Genomic DNA, 24,065 nt, shown 5'->3' on the forward strand with positions numbered 1-24,065 from the left:
GCCTGAGCCCTGGGGAACCCCAAGCAAGACTGCGAAGGGGCTTTGCGTCCGGAAATGCCTGCATTCAGAAAGTTGGTGCATCCGGCAGCGGCTAGGCTGCCGGATGCAATTCCATTACAGCGTACGGGCGATTTCCTCGACGCGGAAGCACTCGATCACGTCGCCCGAGCGCATGTCCTGATAGGCCTCGAAGTTCATGCCGCAATCCTGGCCAGCGTGAACTTCCTTCACGTCGTCCTTGAAGCGCTTGAGCGTGCCGAGCTTGCCTTCGTGGATCACCACGTTGTCGCGGATGAGGCGCACCGAGGCACCGCGCTCCACCACACCTTCGGTGACACGGCAACCGGCGACCTTGCCAACCTTGGAAATGTTGAAGATTTCCAGGATCTCGGCATTGCCGAGGAAGGTCTCGCGCCGCTCGGGCGTCAGCAGGCCGCTCATCGCCGCCTTCACGTCATCCACGAGGTTGTAGATGATGTTGTAATAGCGGATCTCGATGCCATCGCGTTCGGCCGCATCGCGCGCCTGCTTGTTGGCGCGGACGTTGAAGCCGATGATCGCCGCGTCCGAAGCCGCAGCCAGGGTCACGTCGGACTCGGTCACGCCACCGACGCCGCCATGGATGATGCGGGCGGCCACTTCGTCGTTGCCCAGCTTTTCAAGGCTGGCGATGATGGCTTCCAGCGAACCCTGCACGTCGGTCTTGACGACCAGCGGGAACTCCTTGCGACCGGCGGTCTGCAGCTTGCTCATCATCTGCTCGAGCGAGCCGCGGGCACCCGCCACGCGCTTGTTGAGATTCTCGCGCTTCTGACGCTCGCGATATTCGGTGATCTCGCGGGCACGGGCTTCGTTCTCGACCACGGCGACACGATCGCCGGCGTCGGGCGTGCCCTGGAAGCCGAGCACTTCCACCGGCAGCGACGGACCGGCGTCATCCACATTGCGACCGCGGTCGTTGAGGAGCGCGCGCACGCGGCCCCACTGCGAACCGGCCACGATGATGTCGCCGACCTTGAGCGTACCGCGCTCCACCAGAACCGAGGCCACGGGGCCGCGACCCTTGTCGAGCTTGGCTTCGATGACGATACCCTCGGCAGCCCGGTCCGGGTTGGCCTTGAGTTCGAGCACTTCGGCCTGCAGCAGGATGCCTTCGAGCAGCTTGTCGAGATTGGTGCGGGCCTTGGCCGACACTTCCACCTCGAGCACGTCGCCGCCCATGGATTCCACCTGGACCTCGTAGCGCAGCAGTTCGTTGCGCACGCGTTCCGGATTGGCGTCGTGCTTGTCGATCTTGTTGATGGCAACGATGATCGGCACGCCGGCCGCCTTGGCATGGCTGATGGCTTCCACCGTCTGCGGCATGACGCCGTCGTCGGCCGCCACCACCAGGATGACGATGTCGGTCACCTTGGCACCGCGCGCACGCATCGCCGAGAAGGCGGCATGGCCCGGGGTGTCGATGAAGGTGATCTTCTGGCCGTTCTGCTCGACCTGATAGGCACCGATATGCTGGGTGATGCCGCCCGCTTCGCCGGCCACCACATTGGCGTGGCGGATGGCGTCGAGCAGCGAGGTCTTGCCGTGGTCGACGTGGCCCATGATGGTCACCACCGGCGGACGCGACACGGTGTCGGCAGCCACGTCGGGAGCGGCGAACAGGCCCTCTTCGACGTCCGATTCCGACACGCGCTTGACCGAATGGCCCATTTCCACCGCGATCAGCTCGGCGGTGTCGGCGTCGATCACGTCGTTGATCTTAAGCATCTGGCCCTGCTTCATCAGCAGGCGGATGACGTCAACGGCGCGCTCGGCCATGCGGTTGGCCAGTTCCTGAATGGTAATGGCTTCCGGCAGGATGACTTCGCGCAGCACCTTCTCGCGCGGACCGGACTGCTGGCCGCGTCTTTCCTTTTCGCGGCGGCGCTTCAGCGCAGCCAGCGAACGGGAGCGCTCGCCCTCGTCGTCCGACAAGGCGGTGGTGATGGTCAGGCGACCCTTGCGACGATCGTCTTCGCCGGCGCGCTTGACCGGAGCCGGCGGCGGCGTGCGGACCTTCTTGGCGGCGGCCGTGAGCACGCGACCGCGCGGACTGTCGTCCTCGTCCTCGGCAACGACCTTGCCCTTGGGGGCGGCGGGCGTCTCGGCGATCGGACGCTTGGGTGCGGTGGACGGAGCGGCAGCGGTCTGCGGCTTGTCGGCGGTACCGGCCTTGGGCGCTTCCGCCGGGGCGGCCGGCTTGGCGGCTTCCAGCTTGGCGTTGGCTTCGGCTTCGGCCTTGAGGCGCGCTTCCTCGATCGCGCGCTGGGCGGCCTCTTCGGCCTCCTGCTTGGCGCGCGCTTCGGCTTCGGCCTTGAGACGGATCTCTTCCTCGGCGCGGCGCTTGGCCTCTTCCTCGGCGCGACGGCGCTCATCGGCCTCGCGGGCCATGGCTTCCACCAGCGCCGCCTGGCGGGCAGCGGTCTCTTCCTGGCTCAGCGAGCGCAGCACCATGCCACCCGGACCCGGGCGACGATCCTGCGGACGCGGCGTCTGCGAGGGCGTGTCGCGGCGCGGCTTCAGGCTTTCGGCGATGGCTTTCTGTACAGGCGCCGCGGCGGCCGAAGGCGCAGCCGCTTCCGGCGCATGCCCTTCTCCGTGTCCGCGTGACTTCTTCTTCTCGACGACGACGGTCTTCGTCCGCCCATGGCTGAAGCTCTGCTTCACCGCGCCCTGCTCGACGGTCCGTCGCGGAGAGAGGCTCAGCGTCTTCTTCTGTCCCGTGGACAGGTTCTTGTCGTCGGTGTTCTTCGTATCGCTCATACCGTGCTCAATCCTCGCCGGCCGCGTGGCAGACGTCCAAGCGGGACGCTCTTGCCAAAGGCCTATCGTATCCGCGAACCTTATCGAAGGTTCGCCGTCCAGTCCGTCTCCGGCATCCCGCCCCTGTATCGGGCCAGTGCGGCAGCGCATTTGAGGAAGCTGGCGCTCGCCCCGCCGGCGAGCAGTGCAGCATGTATCACATTTGCGCCACCCAATGCCAAATCCAATTCGCGACCGGCGAACATTCCTTCGATCACCGGCGGGCCGGAAATCGGAGGCTGTTGCCTTATTGCCGCATTGTCGGACGCGTCGACTTCGTAATCGTCCGCATCCTCGTCAAAATCCGCTTCAAGGCGGCCCCGGCGTCTCACCGCCTGACCCACCTTGCGCTTGCCGTCATCCGCCGCTTCTGCCGCGTGGATCACCGCCACAACCTTGCCGCCCATGATGGCGTCGGTCACCTGGCCGAAGCCCGTCACCACCGCTCCGGCCTTGCGCGCCATCGACAGGGCCGACAGCGTCGCGGTGAGCAGCAGCTTGTCCACCAGGTCCGGCAGATCCGGCGCCGCCACGGCCTCGGTCTTGAACCCGCGGGCGAAGGCCTTGCGCTTCACCGCTTCCTCGACCCGATCGCGGCGGCAGGTCACCCACACGCCGCGGCCGGGCAGCTTGCCCTTGAGGTCCGGGACCACCGCTCCGTCGGGCGCCCGCACGAAGCGGATCAGCCCTTCCGGCGGTTGCGCCTCGCGCGTCACCACGCAGGTGCGTTCCATCTCGTCCGACTTCGGAGCCTTGTCCTTCATTCAGATCCGGCTCCCGCAAGCCTGGGCCGGCGCAACGTCGAGGAGGCTCAGGCCTCCTCGCTGTCCGCCTCGACCTCTTCGACTTCTTCTTCCTGAACCGGCGCCTCGATCCAGCCGGCGGCAACGCGCGCGGCCATCACGATGGCTTCGGCGTCCACACGGCTGAGGTCGAGATCGCTCAGAATACCCTTGGTGCGCAGGGTCTCGCCACCCTTGCGCTCGGTCCAGCCGACCAGATCGTCGGTGGCGCAGCCGGCGAGATCCTCGACCGTCTTCACGCCATCCTTGCCAAGCGCCACCATCATGGCGGTGGTCACGCCGGGGATCTCGCGCAGTTCGTCGGCAACGCCGAGCTTGATGCGCTCCTCGTCGAGCTCACGCTCCTTGGCGTCGAGGAATTCCTGCGCACGCGCCTGGATTTCCTCGGCGGTGTCCTCGTCGAAGCCTTCGATCGAGGCGATCTCGTCGCGGTCCACCATCGCCAGCTCTTCCACCGAGCCGAAGCCTTCGGTGGCGAGCAGCTGGCCGACGACCTCGTCGACGTTCAACGCGTTCATGAACAGCTCGGTGCGCTCGTTGAATTCCTTCTGGCGGCGCTCGCTCTCTTCCTGCTCGGTCATGATGTCGATGGCCCAGCCGGTCAGCTGGCTGGCCAGACGCACGTTCTGGCCGCGGCGGCCGATGGCCAGCGACAGCTGCTCGTCGGGCACCACCACCTCGATGCGCTCGGCATCCTCGTCCAGCACCACCTTGGCCACTTCGGCCGGCTGCAGCGCATTGACGATGAAGGTGGCCGCGTCGGGCGACCAGGGAATGATGTCGATCTTCTCGCCCTGCAGCTCCTGCACCACCGCTTGAACGCGGCTGCCGCGCATGCCGACGCAGGCGCCGACCGGATCGATGGAGGAGTCCTTGGAGATCACGGCGATCTTGGCGCGCGAGCCCGGATCGCGGGCCACCGACTTCACCTCGATGATGCCGTCATAGATCTCGGGAACTTCCGAGGCGAACAGCTTGGCCATGAACAGCGGATGGGTGCGGCTCAGGAACACCTGCGGCCCGCGCTGCTCGCGACGCACGTCGTGGATGATGGCGCGGATGCGGTCGCCATAGCGGAAGGCTTCGCGCGGGATCAGCTCGTCACGGCGGCAGATGGCTTCGCCACGACCGAGGTCGACGATCACGTTGCCATATTCGACGCGCTTGACCACGCCGTTGACCACTTCGCCGATGCGGTCCTTGAACTCGTCGAACTGGCGGTCACGCTCGGCCTCGCGCACCTTCTGCACGATCACCTGCTTGGCCGACTGGGCGGCGATGCGACCGAAGTCGATCGGCGGCAGCGGCTCGGAGATGAAGTCGCCGAGGCGGGCGGCCGGGTTGCGGTTGGTCGCTTCAACGAGGTCAATCTCGGTCGAGTAGTTCTCGACCTTCTCGACCACCTGCAACAGGCGCTGCAGACGAATTTCACCGGTGCGCGGATTGATCTCGGCGCGCACGTCGGTTTCCGAACCATAGCGCGAACGCGCTGCCTTCTGGATGGCGTCTTCCATCGCGGCTATGACGATCTGGCGATCGATCACCTTCTCGCGGGCAACCGCGTCGGCGATCTGCAGAAGTTCCAGCCGGTTCGCACTGACTGCCATGACTTCAATCTCCTACCCGTTGGGGTCCTTTTCACACGGCGCTCCCGCCGTGGGGTCAGTTCTTGCCTGCCTTGAGCGATTCGCGGATCAAGGCATCGTTGAGAACGAGGCGAGCCTCGGAAAGCGTGTCGAGCGGGAACCAGATCTCCTGCGTCCCGTCTTCGAGCGGCTGCAACAGGCGCATGCCGCCGGTATTGTCCTTGGTGCCCAGCAGCCAGCCGCGGAAGCGCTTGCGACCGATGAGCGGCACCGACAGTTCCAGCTTGGTCTCAAACCCGGTCCAGCGGTCGAAGTCGGAGCGGCGCACCAGCACCCGATCCATGCCCGGCGAGGAGACTTCCAGATGGTAGGCCTTGCCGATCGGATCATCGACGTCCAGGAGCGGCGACACCACCTTGCTCACCACCTCGCAGTCGTCGACGCTCATGGTGCCGTCGGCCTTCTCGGCGAAGATGTGCAGCGTCATGCCGCTGTTGCCGGAGGTGCGCACGCGCACCAGGCGGTAGCCGAGATCGAGCAGCGCCGGCTCGATGATGGTGGCCACGCGCGCCTCCACTCCGGTCTCGGCCACAAGGCGCGGCTCGTCCAGCGTGGTTTCGACGGGGCTGCCCATCAGGGGCGGCAAGGGCATCTGGTCTTCGGCAGTCATCGGGTCACTTCGTCACGTCTTCGCCAGGGTACAGGTAATAAAAAAGAGCGGGACCTTTCGGACCCACTCCCAACCCGCACTTAAGCGCATCAGAATTGTTGGCTCCCATATAGGCCGCTTTTTCGCGGAAATCAATGGGCGCCGTCACAATCAGTTCCGCCGGAAGGTGAGGTAGGCCGAGCCTCGGCCCTCCCGCCGCGCCTTGGCTTCGTAGCGCGTGCTCGGCCAGCCGGCCCAGGGCTCGCGCCAGTCGGACGGCCCGCTCGCCGTCCAGGCAAAGGCCGGATTGGCTCGCACATGCTCGAGCGTCCAGTCCACGTAAGTGTCGATGTCGGAGGCGAAATGAAACTCGCCGCCCGCCTTCAGCACCCGGGCAAAGCGCGCCACGTTGTCGGCGCCGACAAAGCGCCGCTTCCAGTGCCGCTTCTTCGGCCAGGGGTCCGGATAGAGCAGCGCAACCCGGTCGAGGCTGGCGTCCGGCAGCCAGTCGAGAAGCTTCACTGCATCATCGCCATAGAGGCGGATGTTGCTGAGGCCATGCCGCTCGATCGACGACACCGCCTTGGAGAGCCCGTTGAGGAAGGGTTCGACGCCGATGAAGCCCACGTCCGGTCGCTCGAGCGCGCGGTGGATCATGTGCTCGCCGCCGCCGAAGCCGATCTCCAGCCGGATCTCCCTGGGCGCATGGCCGAACAGGTCCGACAGCGCGGCCGGCGCCGGTTGTCCAAGGTCGAGCGACAGCTCGGGCAGGCGGGCGTCCATGCGCGCGGCCTGCGTCTGGCGGATGGTCTTGCCCTTGCGGCGGCCGAAGAAGGCGGCCTGGCGCATTTCGGGGGCGGATGTGGTCTCGTCGTTCATGGCTCGCAAATAAAGACAGTCCCCGGCCTTGTTCAAGCCGGGGACTGCAAAATACTTCCCGATGGAGCCCGCAAGCGTTCAGGCGGGCGACCTCCGGTCGGGGCGTCTCCGTCAGGGCCGGCTGGGCCGGATCTGACGGAACGGGGGAAAGCGCGTCAGCCGAGGGCGCCCTTCAGCGCGTCCACCAGATCCAGCGCTTCCCAGGAGAAGCCGCCGTCCGCTTCCGCCGCCCGGCCGAAATGGCCGTAGGACGAGGTGCGCGCATAGATCGGCTTGTTGAGGCCGAGGCGTTCGCGGATGCCGCGCGGGCTGAGGCGCACGAAATCGCGGTCCGAGAGCACCTTCTCGATCTTGGCGGGGTCCACCTTGCCGGTGTCATGCAGATCCACGTAGATCGACAGCGGATCGGAGACGCCGATGGCATAGGACACCTGGATGGTGCAACGGTCGGCGAGATCGGCCGCCACGATGTTCTTGGCCAGCCAGCGCGCCGCATAGGCGGCCGAGCGGTCCACCTTGGTCGGGTCCTTGCCGGAGAAGGCGCCGCCGCCATGCGGGGCCGCACCGCCGTAGGTGTCCACGATGATCTTGCGGCCGGTCAGGCCCGCGTCGCCGTCGGGGCCGCCGATGACGAACTTGCCTGTGGGGTTGACGTGCCAGACGGTCTCGTCGGTCACCCAGCCCTTCGGCAGCGTGTCGAGGATATAGGGACGGACGAGATCGGCCACGTCGGTCGAGGTCATCGAGGCGTCGAGATGCTGCGTCGACAGCACGATCGAGGTCGCCCGCACCGGCTTGCCGCCTTCATAGGCGAGCGTCACCTGGCTCTTGGCGTCGGGGCCGAGGCGCGGCTCCTCGCCGGACTTGCGCACTTCGGCAAGACGCTTGAGGATGCGATGGGCGTAGTAGATCGGCGCCGGCATCAGATCCGGCGTCTCGCGGCAGGCATAACCGAACATGATGCCCTGGTCGCCCGCGCCTTCGTCCTTGTTGCCGGCAGCGTCCACGCCCTGGGCGATGTCCGACGACTGTTCGTGCAGCAGGATCTCGATCTTGGCCGTCTCCCAGTGGAAGCCGTCCTGATGATAGCCGATGTCGCGGATCGCCTGCCGCGTCAGATGCTCGATAAGCTCGTTGTTGACCGAGGACGGACCGCGCGTCTCGCCGGCGATCACCACGCGATTGGTGGTGGCCAGTGTCTCCGCAGCGACGCGAGCCTGCGGCTCGGCGGCGAGGAAAGCGTCAACGATGGTGTCGGAGATCCGGTCGCACACCTTGTCGGGGTGGCCTTCGGACACGGATTCAGAGGTGAAGAGATAATTCTGCCGGGACATTAGGGTTGACCCCTCTAAGTAATTGCTACGCACGTGTGGATACGGCGGTTTCATGTCGCTTCGGCGACATTGAACGCCCTCTTTTGGCAAGCTGCATAAAGAAGTGCAAGCCGATCCGTTCGTGTGCCGGCCTCCGGCGGGAAATTTTGTCCTCTGCCATGGCTGTCCGGCGCATTGCCCAAACGCAAGAAGGCTCCGGTGGTGTGCCGGAGCCTTCTGCATGTCTCACGCCCCTCGACGGGGGAACGGGCTGAACTCAGCTCTCGGGTTCCTCGGCCGCCAGGGTCTGGACGAGGTCGACGATGCGCCGACGCACGCGAGCGTCCTTGATGCGGACGAAGGACTTGTTCAGCGACAGGCCCTCGGTGGAGGACAGGAAGTCGACCACATAGGAGTGGCTGTTGTTCTCTGCGAAACCGGCAGCTTCTTCGGGCGTACCCGGAGCATCTTCGAAGAAGAAGGAGACGGGAACCTTGAGGACCGTGGCAATATGCTGCAGACGGCTGGCCCCGACGCGATTGGTACCCTTCTCGTATTTCTGGATCTGTTGGAACGTGATGCCCAGGGCTTCGCCAAGTTTCTCCTGGCTCATGCCGAGCATCATGCGGCGCAGACGGACCCTGCCGCCCACGTGAATGTCGATCGGGTTCGGAGATTTTTTGCTGGCCATGATTTTTATACTCGTGTTGCGGAAAGGAGCCTGCGTCGTTCTTAGGCACTGCTCGGACAGCGCCGCGACTGTGGACAGCCTGTGATTTAACGGCTGCGTCTGCGCGCGGGGATTGTTGGCCTTCGAACGAGAAGTTGTCAACTCCCCTTCATTCGTTTTCTGCGTCCAAGGACCAGTAGAATTATGGAAAAGGCAACAAAAGACAGCTGGAACGCTAATGGCCTCCGCGTAAATGGCGAGTCAGGATGTTCCGAAGGAACCAACCCGTCCAGTACACCCTCGGTTCCGGTTGGTATTTGTGCAACTATACGTCCATACGCATCAATTATGGCTGAAATGCCGGTATTGGCTGCACGCAGCACAGGCAGCCCCTCTTCAATTGCTCTCAGTCGCACTTGATCAAGGTGCTGATAGGGACCCGCTGTGTTTCCAAACCAGCCGTCGTTGGTTACATTCAACAGATAATCCGGACGCTTGGACATTGAAGCATCAAGGACTTCTCCGGAAAAGATTGCCTCGTAACAGATGACGGCAACGAAGGATGGCAGACCCGGCGGTGCGATCAGATTCCGCGTCGGTCCGGCCGAAAATCCACCGATGCCCTTGAACAAATCGGACAATCCCAGGCGCTTGGCAAGCGATTCCAGCGGCAAGTATTCGCCAAATGGAACGAGATGAATCTTGTCATATGCATCCAGAATGTTTCCGCGGTCGTCGATCAAGTATACAGAATTGTAAAAGTGGCGTCCGTCTTCACTCCGGTCGATGCGTGGGGCGCCGGTCACCAGCACTGTTCCAGGCTGTAACAGTTCTGCAATACGGCCGAGAGCTTCGGGTTCCTCTGTCAAAAAGAACGGAAGGGCGGTCTCCGGCCAGATGATCTGACGAAAGCTTACCGCGCCGAGTGTTTCTGGATCTGTACGCGAATCGGAGAGGGCAATCAGCTTGTCCAGGGTTCCCTGCCGGAACTCCGGCGACCATTTCTGGCTCTGGTCGATATTTGGCTGGACAATCCTGACGCGTATATTCTCGATTGTGCTTTTTCCTGTGGGTGCCGCGTGCGACAACCTGTACAAGCCGAAGCTGACATCGGCGCCGACCGCCAGCACGGCCAGAGTCAGGAGAAAGCGGCGCAGCAGGATCTGGCCCCGGTCCTCGTCCCCCATGAGGGCCGGTGCGGCGCAGACCGCGATCACCGCGAAGGTGAGGCCATAGACGCCGGCTACCGCGGCCGCCTGGGCCGTCACGTCGGTGAAGGTCACCGCCTGTCCGAACAGGTTCCAGGGAAAGCCGGTGAAGATGTGGCCGCGCAGCCATTCCGAGCTGCCCAATCCGAGTGCCAGTGCCAGGATGCGGGTCGGTCCGTCCGGCCAGATCATCCGGGCCGCCAGCACGCCGAGCATGGGGAACAGGGCGAGGCCGGCGGGCAGGGCAATCACCGCCAGCGGCATCAGCGGCAGCAGCGCCGCATTGCCTTCGGCCAGAAAGGCGTCGCCGATCCAGTAGAGCCCCGCCAGGAAATAGCCGAAGCCGAACCACCAGCCGATGGCCGCCGCCGGCCGCAGATGTCTGAGGCCGCGTCGACCGGGCGCTACCGATCCGTCGATCAGGAACACCAGGACTGGAAAGGTCAGGAACAGAATCGGCAGGAAATGGATCGGCGCCATGGCCAGCGCCGACGCGGCACCCGCAGCAAAGGCGACAAGACAGCGCCGCCATCCCCAAACAAGCACAAGACGGTGTGCAATCGATCGAAACATCCGGCCACCCTGTCTGCCCGAATCAGCATGTTGCCATCATGGACAGGGCTTGCCAAAAGTCACGAGCCAATCAGGCTGGCGGGGCCTCGGTGGTTTCGGTAGCCGGCGGCTGCAGGCCTACGATCCTGACGGTCTTGATCCGGCGGGGATCGGCGTCGAGCACCTCGATCTCCCAGCCCGGCAGGTCTTCCGACGTCACCACCTCGCCCCGTGCGGGAATGCGGCCGAGAATGGCGAACAGCAGGCCGCCGAGCGTGTCCACTTCCTCGTCATAGTCCTCGACCTTGAAGGCCGGCCCGACCATCTTGATCACGTCTTCAAGATCGGCGCGGGCGTCCGCCAGATAGACGTTGTCCTGGATGAGGCGCACCATCGGGCTGTCATGCTCGTCGTGCTCGTCCTCGATCTCGCCGACGATGGTCTCCACGATGTCTTCGATCGAAACGAGACCGTCGGTACCGCCATATTCGTCGATCACCAGCGCCATCTGGATGCGCGTCGCCTGCATTTTCTGCAGAAGATCGGTCGCCGGCATTGACGGCGGCACGAACAGCACCGTGCGAACCAGTTTGGATTGTTCAAGCGTCACGCTGAGGTCGACGTTGGACACGTCCATGCCATCGGCGGCGTGCACCTCGTGGCTGCCCGCCGGCAGGGGGCGGCGCGACTTGCCGGTAATGTGGGCGATCAGGTCCTTGATGTGCACCATGCCGATGGCGTCATCCAGCGTCTCGCGATAGACGGGCATGCGCGAATGGCCGGAGGCCTCGAACAGGCCGAGCAGCTCGGCCAGCGTCGTTTCCACCTCGACGGCGGCAATGTCGGCGCGCGGCACCATCACGTCGGCGACGCGCGTTTCGCGCAGGCGCAGGATGTTGCGGATCAAGAGCCGCTCTTCGGGCGAGAAAGCCGCGTCGAGCGCGTCTTCCTGGCTGAGGGCCGCCTCCAGGTTTTGCCGGAGCGTGGCCGAAGTCTTGAAGCCGAAGGCTTCCCGGACGCGGCTGAGCCAGCTCGATCCGGAGGAAATATTGCCACTGTCGTTCGCGGCCGTGCCATGCGAGCCGGCCGCGGATGTACTCTGGCTGTCTATGTCGCTCATCGTCCTGTTTCCGCAGCTTCCGCGCCGCGGTTGCCGGCGCCGTCCCTGCTCATGTCTTGTTCCCCCATCCCCAGCGGCCCGGCCCGGTCATCGGCCCTCAGGCATAGGGATCGGGAATTCCGAGGCGCGCGAGAACGGCTGTTTCCAGCCCTTCCATCTCCTCGGCTTCCTCGTCGGTGATGTGATCATACCCGACGAGATGCAGAAATCCATGCACGATCATATGGGCGAAGTGATTGTCGAAAGGCAAGTCGCCTTCGATCGCCTCGCGCGCCACCGTCTCGTGCGCCACCACGATGTCGCCCAGCAGCGGGCCATAGGCGTCGCTGTCGGGGTCATCCTGCGGGAAGGACAGCACGTTGGTCGGGCTGTCCTTGCCCCGGTGATCGCGATTGAGCAGGCGGATCGACGCGTCGTCGGTCAGCACCACCGACAACTCGGCATCCGCCGTGATCGCCGCGTCGCAATCCTCGACCGCCGCCTTCACGGCCCGGTCGATCCGCGCCAGCCAGTCATCGCCCTCGCCCCAGAGGCGCGATTCCACCAGCACGTCGATCTGCACTGTCGGCTGCCCGCTCATGACCGTCCCTCACGCGTCTCGCGCGTCGCAAGCCGATGGCGGCTGTCGTCGTCATAGGCCTTGACGATCTTGGCCACCAGTTCGTGGCGCACCACGTCCTCATGGGTGAAGCGCACCTGCACGATGCCGGGGGTGTCCTCAAGAATGCGCGAAGCCTCGACAAGGCCCGACACCTGTCCCGCCGGCAGGTCGATCTGCGAGGGGTCGCCGGTGATGAACATCTTCGAGCCGTCGCCCAGGCGCGTCAGCACCATCTTCATCTGCATCGACGTGGTATTCTGCGCCTCGTCGAGGATGATGGCGGCGTTCGCCAGCGTCCGGCCGCGCATGAAGGCGAGCGGCGCGATCTCGATGGCGCCGGAGGTGAGCCCCCGCTCCACCCGCTCGGGCGGCATCATGTCATAGAGCGCGTCATAGAGCGGCCTGAGATAGGGATCGATCTTCTCGCGCATGTCGCCGGGCAGGAAGCCGAGCCGCTCGCCCGCCTCCACCGCCGGACGCGACAGGATCAGGCGCGCCACATCTCCCCGTTCCAGCATGGCCGCCGCGTGCGCCACGGCCAGATAGGTCTTGCCCGTGCCGGCCGGCCCGAGGCCGAACACCAGCGTCGAGCGATCCATGGCGCGGATATAGGCGTCTTGCGCCGGATTGCGGGCAATCACCGTCTTGCGCCGCGTCGAGATCTGCGCAAGCTGCAGCCGCGTCTTCGGCTCCAGCGTCGGCAGCGGCAGTTGCGAGCCGACGGCGAGCGCCATGCGAATCGCCCCTTCCACGTCGGCGCCCGTCAGCTCCTGACCCGTCTGCAGCCGCTCATAGAGCGCGTTCAGCACGTCGCGGGCGCGGGCGCAGGCCTCGTGCGGGCCGCGGATCGTCACCTGGTTGCCGCGCGCGGTGGCATCCACGCCGAGCTTCTGCTCGATCAGCGCCAGGTTCTGGTCGAACTGCCCATAGAGATGTCCAATCAGCCTGTTGTCGTCGAAGACCAGCACCACATGGGTCATGTCCGAGGCGTATGTCATTGAAACTCCTGAGCGTGAGCGGACCGCGTGGGTGTAAGGCGCCTCATGCAAGACGCCGTTCCGTCGCCGCCGGTTCGCCGACAAGGCTGCCGAACAGCGAGAAGGCTCCGGTGCCCTCGATCACCACATCCGCCATCTGGCCGATGAGATGCGACGGCGCCATGACATTGACAGGCTGAAGATAGGGCGAGCGGCCAACGATCTGGCCTGGCAGGCGCCCTTCCTTCTCGAACAACACGGGCAGGGTGCGCCCGATGAGGCTGTGGGAAAAGTCCTTGAGCTGGGCGTCCAGCAGCGCCTGCAGGCGATGCAGCCGCTCGGTCTTCACCGCTTCGGGCACCTGGTCGGCTTCCGTTGCCGCCGGCGTGCCGGGACGCGGCGAATACTTGAACGAATAGCAGGCGGCATAGTTCACCTGCCGCACCAGCTCCATCGTCGCCTCGAAGTCCGCCTCGGTCTCGCCGGGGAAGCCGACGATGAAATCGCCGGAGACGGCAAGATCGGGCCGCGCCGCGCGGATCTTTCCGATCAGCTCCACATATTCGGACGCCGTGTGGCGGCGGTTCATGGCGGCAAGGATGCGATCCGAACCCGACTGCACCGGCAGGTGCAGATAGGGCATCAGCTTGGGATTGGTCGCATGCGCCGCGATCAGCGCGTCGTCCATGTCGCGCGGATGGCTGGTGGTGTAGCGGATGCGCCAGAGGTCGGGAATGTCGGAGAGGCGGCGCAGCAACTCGGAGAGCGTCCACATCTCCCCGTCGGCGCCGAGGCCGTGATAGGCGTTGACATTCTGGCCGAGCAGCGTGATCTCGCGCACGCCGGCCGCCACCAGGGCTTCCGCTTCGCTGAAGATCTTCTCCACCGGCCGCGACACTTCCGAGCCGCGCGTATAGGGCACCACGCAGAAGCTGCAGAACTTGTCGCAGCCCTCCTGCACCGTCAGGAAGGCGGTGATCCCGCGCGCGCGCGTCACCTCGGCCTTGGCCGCCGGCAGGTGGTCGAACTTGTCTTCCAGCGGAAAGTCGGTTTCCACCACCTTCGGGCTGCGCGGCGCCTTGAACGGGGCGGTCGCCTCGGGCTCGGACGGCCGCTCGCCCTTGCGCACGCGTTCGATCAGCTCGGGCAGGCGGTGATAGGTCTGCGGGCCGAACACCATGTCCACGGCCGGCGCGCGGCGGATGATCTCCTCGCCCTCGGCCTGGGCGACGCAGCCGGCGACGGCCACCAGCGTCTCCTTGCCCTGGGCCGCCCGCTCGCCCTTGGCCACGCGGATGCGCCCGAGTTCGGAATAGACCTTCTCGGCCGCCTTCTCGCGGATGTGGCAGGTGTTGAGGATGATCAGGTCGGCATTGTCGGCGTCGTCGGTCGGCGTGTAGCCGAGGGGGGCAAGCGTGTCCGACATGCGTTCGCTGTCATACACGTTCATCTGGCAGCCATAGGTCTTGATGAATACCGTCTTGTTGCCCGTCACCGCGTCTCACACTTTCAAGCTTGGGCCGTTGCCCTGTTCCAGTTAAGTGCATCTAGATCAAATGCGCCACTTGAGCAAAGCGGTTTTCCAACATTTTCGTTGGTGGCGCGACGATCAGAGCGCTTGTCAGCGGCGGTCTTGCTGCGGCAAGCTTGCCGCCCGATCAAATTGTCCTTGTCGTGCAGGAAGTTGTCCCATGCCCATCTATGAACTCGACGGTATCGCCCCGCAATTGCCCGAGGCCGGCAGCTATTGGGTCGCACCCGACGCGCATGTGATCGGCAAGGTCAAGCTCGGGGTGGACGTCGGCGTCTGGTTCGGCGCCGTGCTGCGCGGCGACAACGAGCTCATCACCATCGGCGACCGCACCAACATCCAGGAAGGCACCACCGTCCACACCGATCCGGGCTTCCCTGCCACCGTCGGCGCCGGCTGCACCATCGGCCATCAGGTGATCCTGCATGGCTGCACCGTGGGTGACAACACGCTCATCGGCATGGGGGCCACCATCCTGAACGGCGCGAAGATCGGCAACAACTGTCTGGTCGGCGCCAACGCCCTCGTCACCGAAGGCAAGGAGTTCCCCGATGGTTCGCTGATCGTCGGCGCCCCCGCCAAGGCGGTTCGCCAGCTCGACGAAGCCGCCATCGCCCGCCTCACCCGCTCGGCGGACAATTACGCCAAGAATTTCAAACGCTTCGCCAAGGGGCTGAAGCGCATCGACTGACGGTGAACACACTACACGACACAATGCAGGACAGTGTGACGAGTAGCGGGGAACTGTGGGCAATTTCGCGCTGGCGATGGAACGAACGCAACCTAATCCTTTGTATTCCTGCACAATACATCGCTTGTCATGGTCCGCGAAGGCGGACCATCCACGCAGTCATTACAAAAATGTCCGAAGGTCCTTGCCAGCAATTGGAAAGACGCAAACGCCATCGACGCTGCGCAGTCCATCGCCAAGCCGCACGTCCTGACATCCTTCGAAGTCACAAACCCGTCTGCCGTCCATGTGGTCAGGCCATCGGATGTCCCCAACCCCAACTGGCTGGTGCCCGGAACGCCCACCGCCGGTCAGCAGTAGTTGATGCAGATGAGAAATTCGAAATTTCGTCAACGAGCCAATGCGTCAGCATTCTGGCAAGTTGGCATGAAAGGCACGTCCTGCAATGTCGGGTCGTCAGCGCCGCCGCCCTCAATCCAGCTGATAGACGGCATCCACCACATTGCCCTTGCCCAGATAGCGCAGGCGGTGGAACGAGAAGCGGTCGGCGATGAAGATGCCGCGGCCGTTGGGCCGGGTCATGTCCGGCTCGGATCCCAGGAAGGCGAGCGCATCGAAGCCGGGGCCGTCATCGGCGACCCTGAGGCGGATGCTGCGGCGTGTCCGGTGGAACTCCACCCGGGCATAACGGTCGCGGAAGGCGGGATCCCCGAGCCGCCGCTCGATCTCTTCCGAGAGCTGCCCACTGAGCAGCAGGTCCGATTTTTCCGCGAAGCTGATCTCGAGATTGCCATGCTCGATGGCATTGGCCAGCAGTTCCCAAATGCCGGTCGAGACCTTCTCGGGGTCCGGGTATTGCGTGGCGAGCATGGTGGCGAGGCGTTCCGCCTCGGCCATGGTCTGGATTTCGAAGACGGAGGAGATCATGCGCCCGACCCCGGATTTGTGCCGCGCCACATAGTCGAGAATGGCCGACGACCGGTCGTCGGTGGCCAGTGAGGTGGCGACCTTTCGCGTTCTCACGCTCATGCTGCGTCACCTCTCTGCTGCCTTGCGAGTCGCCGGATCACAACCACTGTCAGGTCGTCCTCGGGCTTTTCGTCCGATCGCTCGTAGAGGCCGGTCACGATGCGCGAGACCACTTCGGCGGCAGGCAGTCCGGCATAACCTTGCAGCGTCTGTCGCAGGCTGTCCGGCGTGTAGATCGACTCCGGCGGATCGGGCGTTTCGATCAGCGCGTCGGAATAGAGCAGCAACTGGCTGTCGACAGGAAATGCACACTTGTGAGCCTCGAAGTCGGCGTCCAGACTGACACCGAGCGGCAAGCCGGAGCATTCCAGAGTTTTGCACTGGCCGTCAGCATGGCAGAGCAGCATCGGGGGGGCTGCCGCCGAAGCAAAGCGCAATTCGCCCGCCTCCACGTCGATCAGGCCGCAGAATATGGTGGCAAACTGGCCGAGCGGCAGCGTATTGCACAAGAAGACGTTCACTCTGCGCAAAAACTCGTCCGGCTCCACGGCGGTATTCATGTCGCGGTCGAGGAAGGTGTGCAGACGGAAGGTGTTCAGCGCCGCACTGACCCCGTGGCCCGAGAAGTCGGCTGCGAAAAAGGCCACAACGCCGGTACCGAAGTCTATGACGTTCCAGATATCGCCGCCGAGCCCTTGCGATGCCTTGTAGTATTGTCCGATGTCGAGGGCGTAGTCGCGCTCGATCTGCTCTATGGCTTCGCTGGACGGCAGGATCGAATGCTGCATCGAGCGCGCGGACGCCAGTTCCATCTCCATGTGCCGGCGAAACTCCAGCAGGTTGTCGAGCAGTCGTCGTCGTTCCAGATGCACCTTCACGCGCGCAATCAGCTCCAGCGTGTTGATGGGCTTCATGATCAGGTCGGTGGCACCGGAGGCGAAGGCGTCCACCGATCCCTCGCTCTTGCCCAGTCCCGTTTCCGCCAGGATCGGAATGTCGCGATAGCTCTCATGCGACCGGATCCACCGGCAGAGTTCGAAGCCGTCCACCGTCGGCATCAGCAGGTCGGTGATGATGAGATCGGGCGCGCGGGCGAGAATGGCCTCCATCGCCTCCTGGCCGTCCGTCGCGGAGACAACGTTGACAAAGCCGTGCCGGCGTAATGTCGACACGATCACCGTCAGCATGGTCGGGCTGTCGTCGACCACGAGAATGCGCGCGTCGTCGGTGGCGGGGCTAAGGCCGGGATCGCGCAGCTCGCGAGACGATAGCTTCAGGTTGGGAAGGGCGAGGTGCATGGAACCCTCCCGTCATTCGAGCTGCAGCAGCTTGTCGAACCGTCCGAGCTGCAGCAGGCTCTTCACATGGCCTTGCGCATTGCGCAGCGTCAGCGACCAGCCGCCCTTCTTGGCACCATCGAGCGCGATCAGGAACATGCCGAGGCCGGCCGAGTCGATCGACTGCAGTTCCGACAATTCGAACACGCAACTGCTCGGCTTGGCCCGTGCGATATCCTCGATCAGCGTCCGAAAGGCGGGATGGTCGGCAAAGGACAGGCGCTCGGCCAGATGGGCGGTGAAGGTGGAACCCGTGTGTTCCGTTGAAAGTCGCACTTGTGGGTCTCCTGTGTCGGGGTGTCCGTGCCGGCGCGTGGCGCGCGGAAGCTAGAAAAGTTCGATGTCGTCGCCAGCGTTCGTCGGCGGCGGTGGCGCCGTGCTCGCGGCGGGCAGGAAGTCATGGGCGAGCTTCAGGTCGTCGATCAGCCGCCGCTTCATGTCGCCCAGCGTCACCCGGTCGAGGAGGCGCGCGATCCACGCCCGCTCCGCCGTCTCGTCCGGCGAAAAGTCGCCCAGAGCCGGAAGGTGGGTGGTCGCCAGTTCGGTCTGCGATTGCTTGAGATCGTCCAGCACCTTGCACACCGCGTCCAGATGCTGCGTCGCCCGGTCCTGGAACTGCATGGCGATGATGGTGGCGCTCATGTCGTTGGCAATGTCGCCCGAAGCGTCGGCGGCCCGCGCCAGGATCGTGGCCGTCTCGCTTGCCTGCGTTACCATCGCCTCCATCAGGCGGGTGATGCGCGAGTTGGCCTCGAGATTCTGCTCGGACATGTCGATGGTGGCGATCTCTCTCAGGATCGAATAGCTGTGCTGCAGGCCCGCACCGATCTTGCGGATCTGGTTCTTGAGCCCCTCGGACAGCTCGTCCACCGAACTGGAGAGGATGCGCACTTCGTCGGCCACCACGGCAAAGCCAGCGCCGAACTCCCCGGCCCGCGCCGCCTCGATCTTGGCGTTGAGCGCCAGGAGGCGGGTCTGCCGGTTGATCTGGTCGATGCGCGTGACCGAGCCTTCCACTGTCTTGAGGTCGGCGAACACGTCGTCGAGCGTATAGACCATGGAGACGCCGCGCGACGACAGGTAGATGATCTTCTCGATCAGCTCCGACAGCGTCTCACCCAGGCTGGCGGCGATGGCGTCGATCGGCACCGACTCGCCGTGGAACTCCACGCGATTGGCCGTCTCCGACAGATGCCGCACCGTCTCCACCTGTTCGCGCGAGCGCGTGGCGATATTCTGGATGCGGCCGCTGATCCCCTCGATGCTGCCCTGCATCTCCGTGGAGACCTGGCTCACCTCCTGGATGATCGACCCGAGCGTCCGCTGCTGGAACTCGGACAGTCCGAGCCAGCGCGAAAGCAGTCCAAGCGCCTCAGAGCGGGCATCTTGAGAAATCATGTTGGCTGTGATCGGTTCTGGCTGTGTGCTCATAATATACTCTAGGCATGGCTGCATTTATTTAGTGTTGAGGCGCAACCATCATCTTGTCGCAATCTGCCTGTAACAAAATGTTGCTGTCCTGTTGTTTTTTACTATGTGAGAAGTGCGCGGTCAGATAGTCCGGAATTGTTTCGAGGGACATCTGCATCGAAGCTGCTCCATTTTCAAAGGCCGCCTTTGGCATGCCGTAGACCACCGAGCTTGCCTCGTCCTGGCCGATGCACAGCGCGCCCGCGAGGCGCATTTCGAGCAGACCCGCCGCACCGTCGCGTCCCATGCCGGTGAGCAGGATGCCCAGGGCATCGGCAGGCGCCAGGCGGGAGACCGAACGGAACAGCACGTCCACCGAGGGGCAATGGCCCGACACCCGCTCTTCCCCGCCCAGCACGCAGACCCGTCGCGGCCCGCTGCGCCCGACCTCGAACTGCCGGCCGCCGGGCGCGATATAGACCGTGCCCGGCCGCAAGGGCTCGCCGTCCTCGGCTTCCTTGACCTTGAGCGCGCATTGCTCGTCGAGCCGCTCGGCGAAATGCCGCGTGAAATGCGGCGGCATGTGCTGCACGATGACGATCGGCGGCATCTCCGCCGGCAGCGGCGCGATGATGTGGCTCACCGCCTCCACACCGCCGGTCGAAGCGCCGATGGCGATCAGCGTCACCGGCCTGTCCGGACCTGACGGCGTCATTCTGGTCGACACCTGATGCTGCCGGGTGAGCCGGTGCACATTGGCCACCGCCGCCGCCTTCACCTTGGTGATGATCTCCTCGCGCTGCCGCTCGATGTCGCGGCCGCTGCCCGACGGCTTGGCCACGCAGTCGACGGCCCCCAGTTGCAGCGCGGTCAGCGTCGCCCGTGCGCCGGATTGCGTCAGCGTCGAGATCATCACCACCGGCATCGGCCGCAGCGTCATGATCTTTTCCAGAAAGGCGATGCCGTTCATGCCGGGCATCTCCACGTCCAGCGTGATTACGTCCGGGGTCAGCCGCTTGATCATTTCGCGCGCCGCATAGGGGTCGGCCGCCGCTCCGATCACCTCGATCTCCGGATCGCTGCCGAGCAGGCGTGAGAGCAGTTCGCGCATCAGAGCGCTGTCGTCGACGATCAGGACACGGAGGCGGGCAGCGGTCATGGTCTTTCCTCTCAGAACAGATCGATCTCGCCCTCGACCGGCAGGCGCGCCAGCTTCGAGACATATTGCCTTTCCTCCGCCACCACGGAACGATCGGCTTCGGATTTCAGCAAGAGCCGCCGCACCACGCCGGTTGCGGGGAAGAAATGGATCCGTCGTCCGTGCCGTCCCCCGAGATCGGTCGAACCGATCCTGAGGCCCTCGGCCCTGAGATACTCGATGGCAAAGCGTGAGTTGTGGCTGCCCACCATGGTGCTGCCGTCATTGAAATTGGCGCCGCCAAACAGCTTGATGTCCAGCTCGTGCCGTTGGCAGCCGCTTTTCAGCACCTCGTTGATCAGCGCTTCCATGGCATAGTTGCCATAGCGCATGGAGGCGTTGACGCCGTTCCACTCGCCCGACCCGCTCTCGGGCAGCATGAAGTGGTTGAGCCCGCCGAAGCCGGTGCGCGGATTGCGCACGCAGGCCGACACGCACGAGCCCAGCACCGTCACGATCATCTCGTCAGGCTCGGCGGTGACGTAATAGTCGCCCGGCGCCACGCGCACGCTCCAGGCGTTGAAGCGATTGTCGAACAGCCGGCTGAAGTTGCCGCTGTGGCCGCTCCCCTTGGGGGCGCGCGAGGGATGGGCGGCAGACGCGCGATGCAGGGTCATGTCATCCCTCCTTCTGATAGGTCGTCGGCCCCTTGAGGCGCAGGGACCGGCCCGTGTCGAGCAGCGTCTCCGAATGGCCGATGTAGAGCCACCCGCCCGGCGCCAGCAGCTCCTGAAAGCGCGACACCAGCCGCGCCTTGGTCGGATTGTCGAAATAGATCATCACGTTGCGGCAGAAGATGGCGTCGAACGGCCCCTTCATCGGCCAGTCGGTCAGAAGGTTCAGCTGTTTGAAGGTCACCCGCGCGGCCACCTCGGGGCGGACGCGCTAACTGCTGCCGTCGCGTTCGAAATGCTTGAACAGCCGGGCCTTCTCGATCTCGGCAACCGCCGACGCCGAGTAGACCCCGGCCTGTCCGCGGGCGACCACCGAACTGTCGAGATCGGTCGCCAGGATCTTGGCGTCGCAACGGGCGCCGGCATCGACCCCTTCGGCCAGCAGCATGGCAATCGTGTAGGGTTCCTCGCCGGTCGAGCAGCCGGCCGACCAGATGCGAAGCCGGCTCTGCCGCCGCTGCACCGCTGGCGCGATCACCGTGTCGCGCAAATGCGTGAAGTGATGTTCCTCGCGGAAGAACTTGGTGAGGTTGGTCGTGAGCGCGTTGATCAGGAACTCGACTTCGTTCACGCCCTCGTCGCTCGAGTAGAAGTCGCAATACTCGGCGAAACTGCCGATGCCCAGCTCGCGCAGGCGCCGGGCGAGACGCGAGTAGACCATGTTCATCTTGTGATCGCCCAGCACGATGCCGGTGCGTGCGTGCATGAAGGCCGCCAGCTTGCGAAAGTCCTTGAGATTGAACGGGAATTCCCGGTTCTGATGGGTCTCGGCAGCCGCTGCGGCCATTCTGTCAGCTCATCGGTTCTTGGGGGGAAGCGAAGGGGGAGGGAAAGGCGCGGGAGACAGTCCCCCGCGCCTTGCTTTGCTGGCTCAGAACTCCTTCCAGTCCGCGTCGGAATCGAAGGCTGCGTGCAGCTCGGCCTGCATCTTGGCCGGCGAGCGCCCGCCGTTCGCCACCTTCTTCACCGGCGCGCGATGCGCCGGGGCGGCGGCTTTTGCAGCCTGCGGCTTGGCCTGCGGGGCGCTGGGGCGCGCCGACCGGGCGGCCTGCGGTGCGGCCTCTTCCACGGTGAAGGCCGACATGCGCCGATGCATGTCCTCGGCCTGCTCCTGCAGCATGCGCGTTGCCGACGCGTTTTCCTCGACCAGGGCCGAGTTCTGCTGCGTCATCTCGTCCATCTGGCTGACGGCCTTGTTGATTTCCTCGACGCCCGCCGACTGTTCGCGGCTGGCCGAGGCGATGTCGGAGACGATGTCCGCCACCTTCTTGATCGAGCCGACGATCTCGGTGAGCGCGCTGCCGGCGTCATTGACCAGCTTGACGCCGTCCTTGACCTGAACGCCGCTCTCCACGATCAGGGCCTTGATGTCCTTGGCCGCGCCGGAGGAGCGCTGCGCCAGCGACCGCACTTCGGAGGCCACCACGGCGAAGCCCTTGCCGGCATCGCCGGCGCGGGCCGCTTCCACGGCCGCATTCAGGGCCAGGAGGTTGGTCTGGAAGGCAATCTCGTCGATCACCGAGATGATGTCGGAGATCTTCTGCGACGACCCCTCGATGCGGCTCATGGCATTGACCGCCTTGGCCACCACCTCGCCGCCTTCGGTCGCAACCCCGCGGGCAGATGCCGCCAGCTGGTTGGCCTGCTGGGCATTGTCGGCATTCTGCTTCACCGTTGCCGCCATCTCTTCCATGGAAGCTGCGGTTTCCTCGAGGTTGGAGGCCTGCTGCTCGGTCCGCTGCGACAGGTCCGTCGTGCCCGAGGAGATTTCCGCCACCGCGTTGGAAATGGTGGTCGCCGTGTCCATCATCTCCGCCACCACGCTCGACATGGTGTCGAGCAGCGAGTTGATGCCCTCGCACATGGACCCGATCTCGCCGGACTTGCCTTCGAGCGGAATGCGCTGGGTCAGGTCGTTCTCCTTGGCCGCCTCGATCACCTGCTGCGACTGGCGCACGGCGTCCTGCAGGGCTTGGGCGTTGCGCACCTGTTCGGTGACGTCGGTGGCATATTTCACCACCTTGAACGGCTTGCCGTTCATGTCGAGGATCGGGTTGTAGGAGGCCTGGATCCAGATCTCCTTGCCGCCCTTGCCGATGCGCTTGTACTGCCCGGCGTCATATTCGCCGCGACCAAGCTTGTCCCAGAACATCCTGTAGTCAGGGCTCTGGCGATAGGCTGCGTCCACGAACATCGAATGATGCTGGCCGCGAATTTCCCCGAGCGTATAGCCGAGCGCAGAGAGGAAATTCTCGTTGGCGTCGATCACCTTGCCGTCGAGGCTGAAGGAGATGACCGCCTGCGCCTTGGAGATGGCCGACATCTGCCCTTCATAGTCGGCAAACTTCATCTTCTGCTCGGTGATGTCGGTGGCGAACTTGACCACCTTGTAGGGCTTGCCGTCCACATCCAGAATCGGGTTGTAGGAGGCTTCCAGCCACAGTTCCTTGCCGCCCTTGCCGATGCGCTTGTATTGACCGGCATCGAACTCGCCGCGGCCGAGCTTTTCCCAGAACAGCCGGTAGTCGGCGCTCTGGCGGTAGGACGGATCGACGAACAGCGAGTGATGCTGGCCGCGGATCTCGCTCAGGGAATATCCGACGGCATTGAGGAAATGCTCGTTGGCGTCGAGGATGCGGCCGTCGAGGGTGAACTCGATCACGGCCTGGGCCTTGTGAATGGCCGCCATCTGCCCTTCGAAGTCGGCAAACTTCATCTTCTGGGCGGTGATGTCGGTGGCATACTTGACCACCTTGTAGGGCTTGCCGTCGAGACCCATGATCGGGTTGTAGGAGGCTTCCAGCCAGATTTCCTTGCCACCCTTGCCGATGCGCTTGTACTGGCCCGAGTCGAACTCGCCACGGGCAAGCTTCTCCCAGAACAGCCGGTAGTCGGCGGTCTGGCGATAGACGGGGTCGACGAACAGCTGGTGATGCTGACCGCGCACTTCATCGAGTGTGTAGCCCACCGCATTGAGGAAATGGGCGTTGGCGTCGAGAATGCGGCCGTCGAGGCCGAACTCGATCACCGCCTGCGCCTTGTGGATGGCATCCACC

Annotated in this window: 20 protein-coding genes and 1 pseudogene; 1 reads left to right on the forward strand and 20 read right to left on the reverse strand. The window is 64.5% G+C overall.

Annotated elements, in window-relative coordinates; translation table 11 throughout:
* Nucleotides 1–114: 114 nt before the first annotated feature.
* From infB to miaB, 12 genes are all read right to left on the reverse strand, one after another.
* The gene (gene infB, locus L2I41_RS06340; protein WP_237152679.1) at nucleotides 115–2,802 is read right to left on the reverse strand and encodes a translation initiation factor IF-2; all 2,688 of its coding nucleotides are present in this window, start codon (nucleotides 2,800–2,802) and stop codon (nucleotides 115–117) included.
* 80 nt (nucleotides 2,803–2,882) lie between these two features.
* Nucleotides 2,883–3,605 carry an RNA-binding protein gene (locus L2I41_RS06345; RefSeq protein ID WP_237152680.1) on the reverse strand — a complete coding sequence of 241 codons (723 nt, stop codon included), beginning with the start codon at nucleotides 3,603–3,605 and terminating at the stop codon, nucleotides 2,883–2,885.
* 47 nt (nucleotides 3,606–3,652) lie between these two features.
* Entirely contained in the window at nucleotides 3,653–5,251 is a 1,599-nt protein-coding gene (gene nusA, locus L2I41_RS06350) for a transcription termination factor NusA (RefSeq protein WP_237152681.1), read from the reverse strand.
* A 55-nt stretch (nucleotides 5,252–5,306) separates the two neighbouring features.
* Nucleotides 5,307–5,864 (reverse strand): ribosome maturation factor RimP, encoded by a 558-nt coding sequence (rimP, locus tag L2I41_RS06355; RefSeq protein WP_390633925.1) that lies wholly within the window; start codon nucleotides 5,862–5,864, stop codon nucleotides 5,307–5,309.
* 186 nt (nucleotides 5,865–6,050) lie between these two features.
* Nucleotides 6,051–6,758, reverse strand: coding sequence for a tRNA (guanosine(46)-N7)-methyltransferase TrmB (gene trmB, locus L2I41_RS06360; protein WP_237152683.1), 708 nt, complete (start codon nucleotides 6,756–6,758; stop codon nucleotides 6,051–6,053).
* Nucleotides 6,759–6,913: 155 nt separating this feature from the next.
* Nucleotides 6,914–8,092, reverse strand: a complete 1,179-nt coding sequence (gene metK, locus L2I41_RS06365; protein WP_237152684.1) for a methionine adenosyltransferase — start codon at nucleotides 8,090–8,092, stop codon at nucleotides 6,914–6,916.
* Between the two features lie 256 nt (nucleotides 8,093–8,348).
* A complete protein-coding gene (locus tag L2I41_RS06370) occupies nucleotides 8,349–8,765 on the reverse strand; it encodes a helix-turn-helix domain-containing protein (RefSeq protein ID WP_237152799.1) in 417 nt (138 codons plus the stop codon).
* A gap of 134 nt (nucleotides 8,766–8,899) precedes the next feature.
* Nucleotides 8,900–10,522, reverse strand: a complete 1,623-nt coding sequence (lnt, locus tag L2I41_RS06375) for an apolipoprotein N-acyltransferase (protein WP_237152685.1) — start codon at nucleotides 10,520–10,522, stop codon at nucleotides 8,900–8,902.
* Nucleotides 10,523–10,592: 70 nt separating this feature from the next.
* Nucleotides 10,593–11,621, reverse strand: coding sequence for a hemolysin family protein (locus L2I41_RS06380; RefSeq protein WP_237152686.1), 1,029 nt, complete (start codon nucleotides 11,619–11,621; stop codon nucleotides 10,593–10,595).
* Between the two features lie 97 nt (nucleotides 11,622–11,718).
* On the reverse strand, nucleotides 11,719–12,201 hold the full coding sequence (gene ybeY, locus L2I41_RS06385) for an rRNA maturation RNase YbeY (protein ID WP_237152687.1): 483 nt from the start codon (nucleotides 12,199–12,201) through the stop codon (nucleotides 11,719–11,721).
* Nucleotides 12,198–13,220, reverse strand: a complete 1,023-nt coding sequence (locus tag L2I41_RS06390) for a PhoH family protein (protein ID WP_237152688.1) — start codon at nucleotides 13,218–13,220, stop codon at nucleotides 12,198–12,200. The genes ybeY and L2I41_RS06390 overlap by 4 nt, the downstream gene beginning before the upstream one ends.
* Nucleotides 13,221–13,263: 43 nt before the next feature.
* Nucleotides 13,264–14,694: a tRNA (N6-isopentenyl adenosine(37)-C2)-methylthiotransferase MiaB gene (gene miaB / locus L2I41_RS06395; RefSeq protein ID WP_255720127.1), complete on the reverse strand. Its 1,431-nt coding sequence runs from the start codon at nucleotides 14,692–14,694 to the stop codon at nucleotides 13,264–13,266.
* Nucleotides 14,695–14,890: 196 nt separating this feature from the next.
* Here miaB and L2I41_RS06400 point away from each other — a divergent pair, with 196 nt between their 5' ends.
* Complete coding sequence (locus L2I41_RS06400; protein WP_237152689.1) at nucleotides 14,891–15,421, forward strand: gamma carbonic anhydrase family protein; 531 nt, start codon at nucleotides 14,891–14,893, stop codon at nucleotides 15,419–15,421.
* Nucleotides 15,422–15,892: 471 nt separating this feature from the next.
* On the opposite strand, the gene L2I41_RS06405 is transcribed toward L2I41_RS06400, so the two are convergent.
* The 8 genes and pseudogenes from L2I41_RS06405 to L2I41_RS21585 all read right to left on the reverse strand — a co-directional run bounded on the left by L2I41_RS06405 (nucleotide 15,893) and on the right by L2I41_RS21585 (nucleotide 24,064).
* A complete protein-coding gene (locus tag L2I41_RS06405; protein ID WP_237152690.1) occupies nucleotides 15,893–16,450 on the reverse strand; it encodes an ATP-binding protein in 558 nt (185 codons plus the stop codon).
* Nucleotides 16,447–17,688 (reverse strand): PP2C family protein-serine/threonine phosphatase, encoded by a 1,242-nt coding sequence (locus L2I41_RS06410; RefSeq protein WP_237152691.1) that lies wholly within the window; start codon nucleotides 17,686–17,688, stop codon nucleotides 16,447–16,449. The genes L2I41_RS06405 and L2I41_RS06410 overlap by 4 nt, the downstream gene beginning before the upstream one ends.
* Before the next feature lie 12 nt (nucleotides 17,689–17,700).
* Entirely contained in the window at nucleotides 17,701–18,003 is a 303-nt protein-coding gene (locus L2I41_RS06415; RefSeq protein ID WP_237152692.1) for an STAS domain-containing protein, read from the reverse strand.
* 51 nt (nucleotides 18,004–18,054) lie between these two features.
* On the reverse strand, nucleotides 18,055–19,125 hold the full coding sequence (locus L2I41_RS06420) for a methyl-accepting chemotaxis protein (RefSeq protein WP_237152693.1): 1,071 nt from the start codon (nucleotides 19,123–19,125) through the stop codon (nucleotides 18,055–18,057).
* Nucleotides 19,126–19,186: 61 nt separating this feature from the next.
* Nucleotides 19,187–20,296 carry a protein-glutamate methylesterase/protein-glutamine glutaminase gene (locus L2I41_RS06425; RefSeq protein ID WP_237152694.1) on the reverse strand — a complete coding sequence of 370 codons (1,110 nt, stop codon included), beginning with the start codon at nucleotides 20,294–20,296 and terminating at the stop codon, nucleotides 19,187–19,189.
* Nucleotides 20,297–20,307: 11 nt separating this feature from the next.
* Nucleotides 20,308–20,952 (reverse strand): chemoreceptor glutamine deamidase CheD, encoded by a 645-nt coding sequence (locus L2I41_RS06430; protein WP_237152695.1) that lies wholly within the window; start codon nucleotides 20,950–20,952, stop codon nucleotides 20,308–20,310.
* Nucleotide 20,953: 1 nt separating this feature from the next.
* Nucleotides 20,954–21,796 (reverse strand): annotated as a pseudogene (locus tag L2I41_RS06435) (CheR family methyltransferase).
* 84 nt (nucleotides 21,797–21,880) lie between these two features.
* On the reverse strand, nucleotides 21,881–24,064 hold the full coding sequence (locus L2I41_RS21585) for a methyl-accepting chemotaxis protein (protein WP_444875205.1): 2,184 nt from the start codon (nucleotides 24,062–24,064) through the stop codon (nucleotides 21,881–21,883).
* Nucleotide 24,065: the final 1 nt, after the last annotated feature.

The sequence above is a fragment of the Oryzibacter oryziterrae genome (genome assembly GCF_021864535.1).
Classification (GTDB): Bacteria; Pseudomonadota; Alphaproteobacteria; order Rhizobiales; family Pleomorphomonadaceae; genus Pleomorphomonas; species Pleomorphomonas oryziterrae.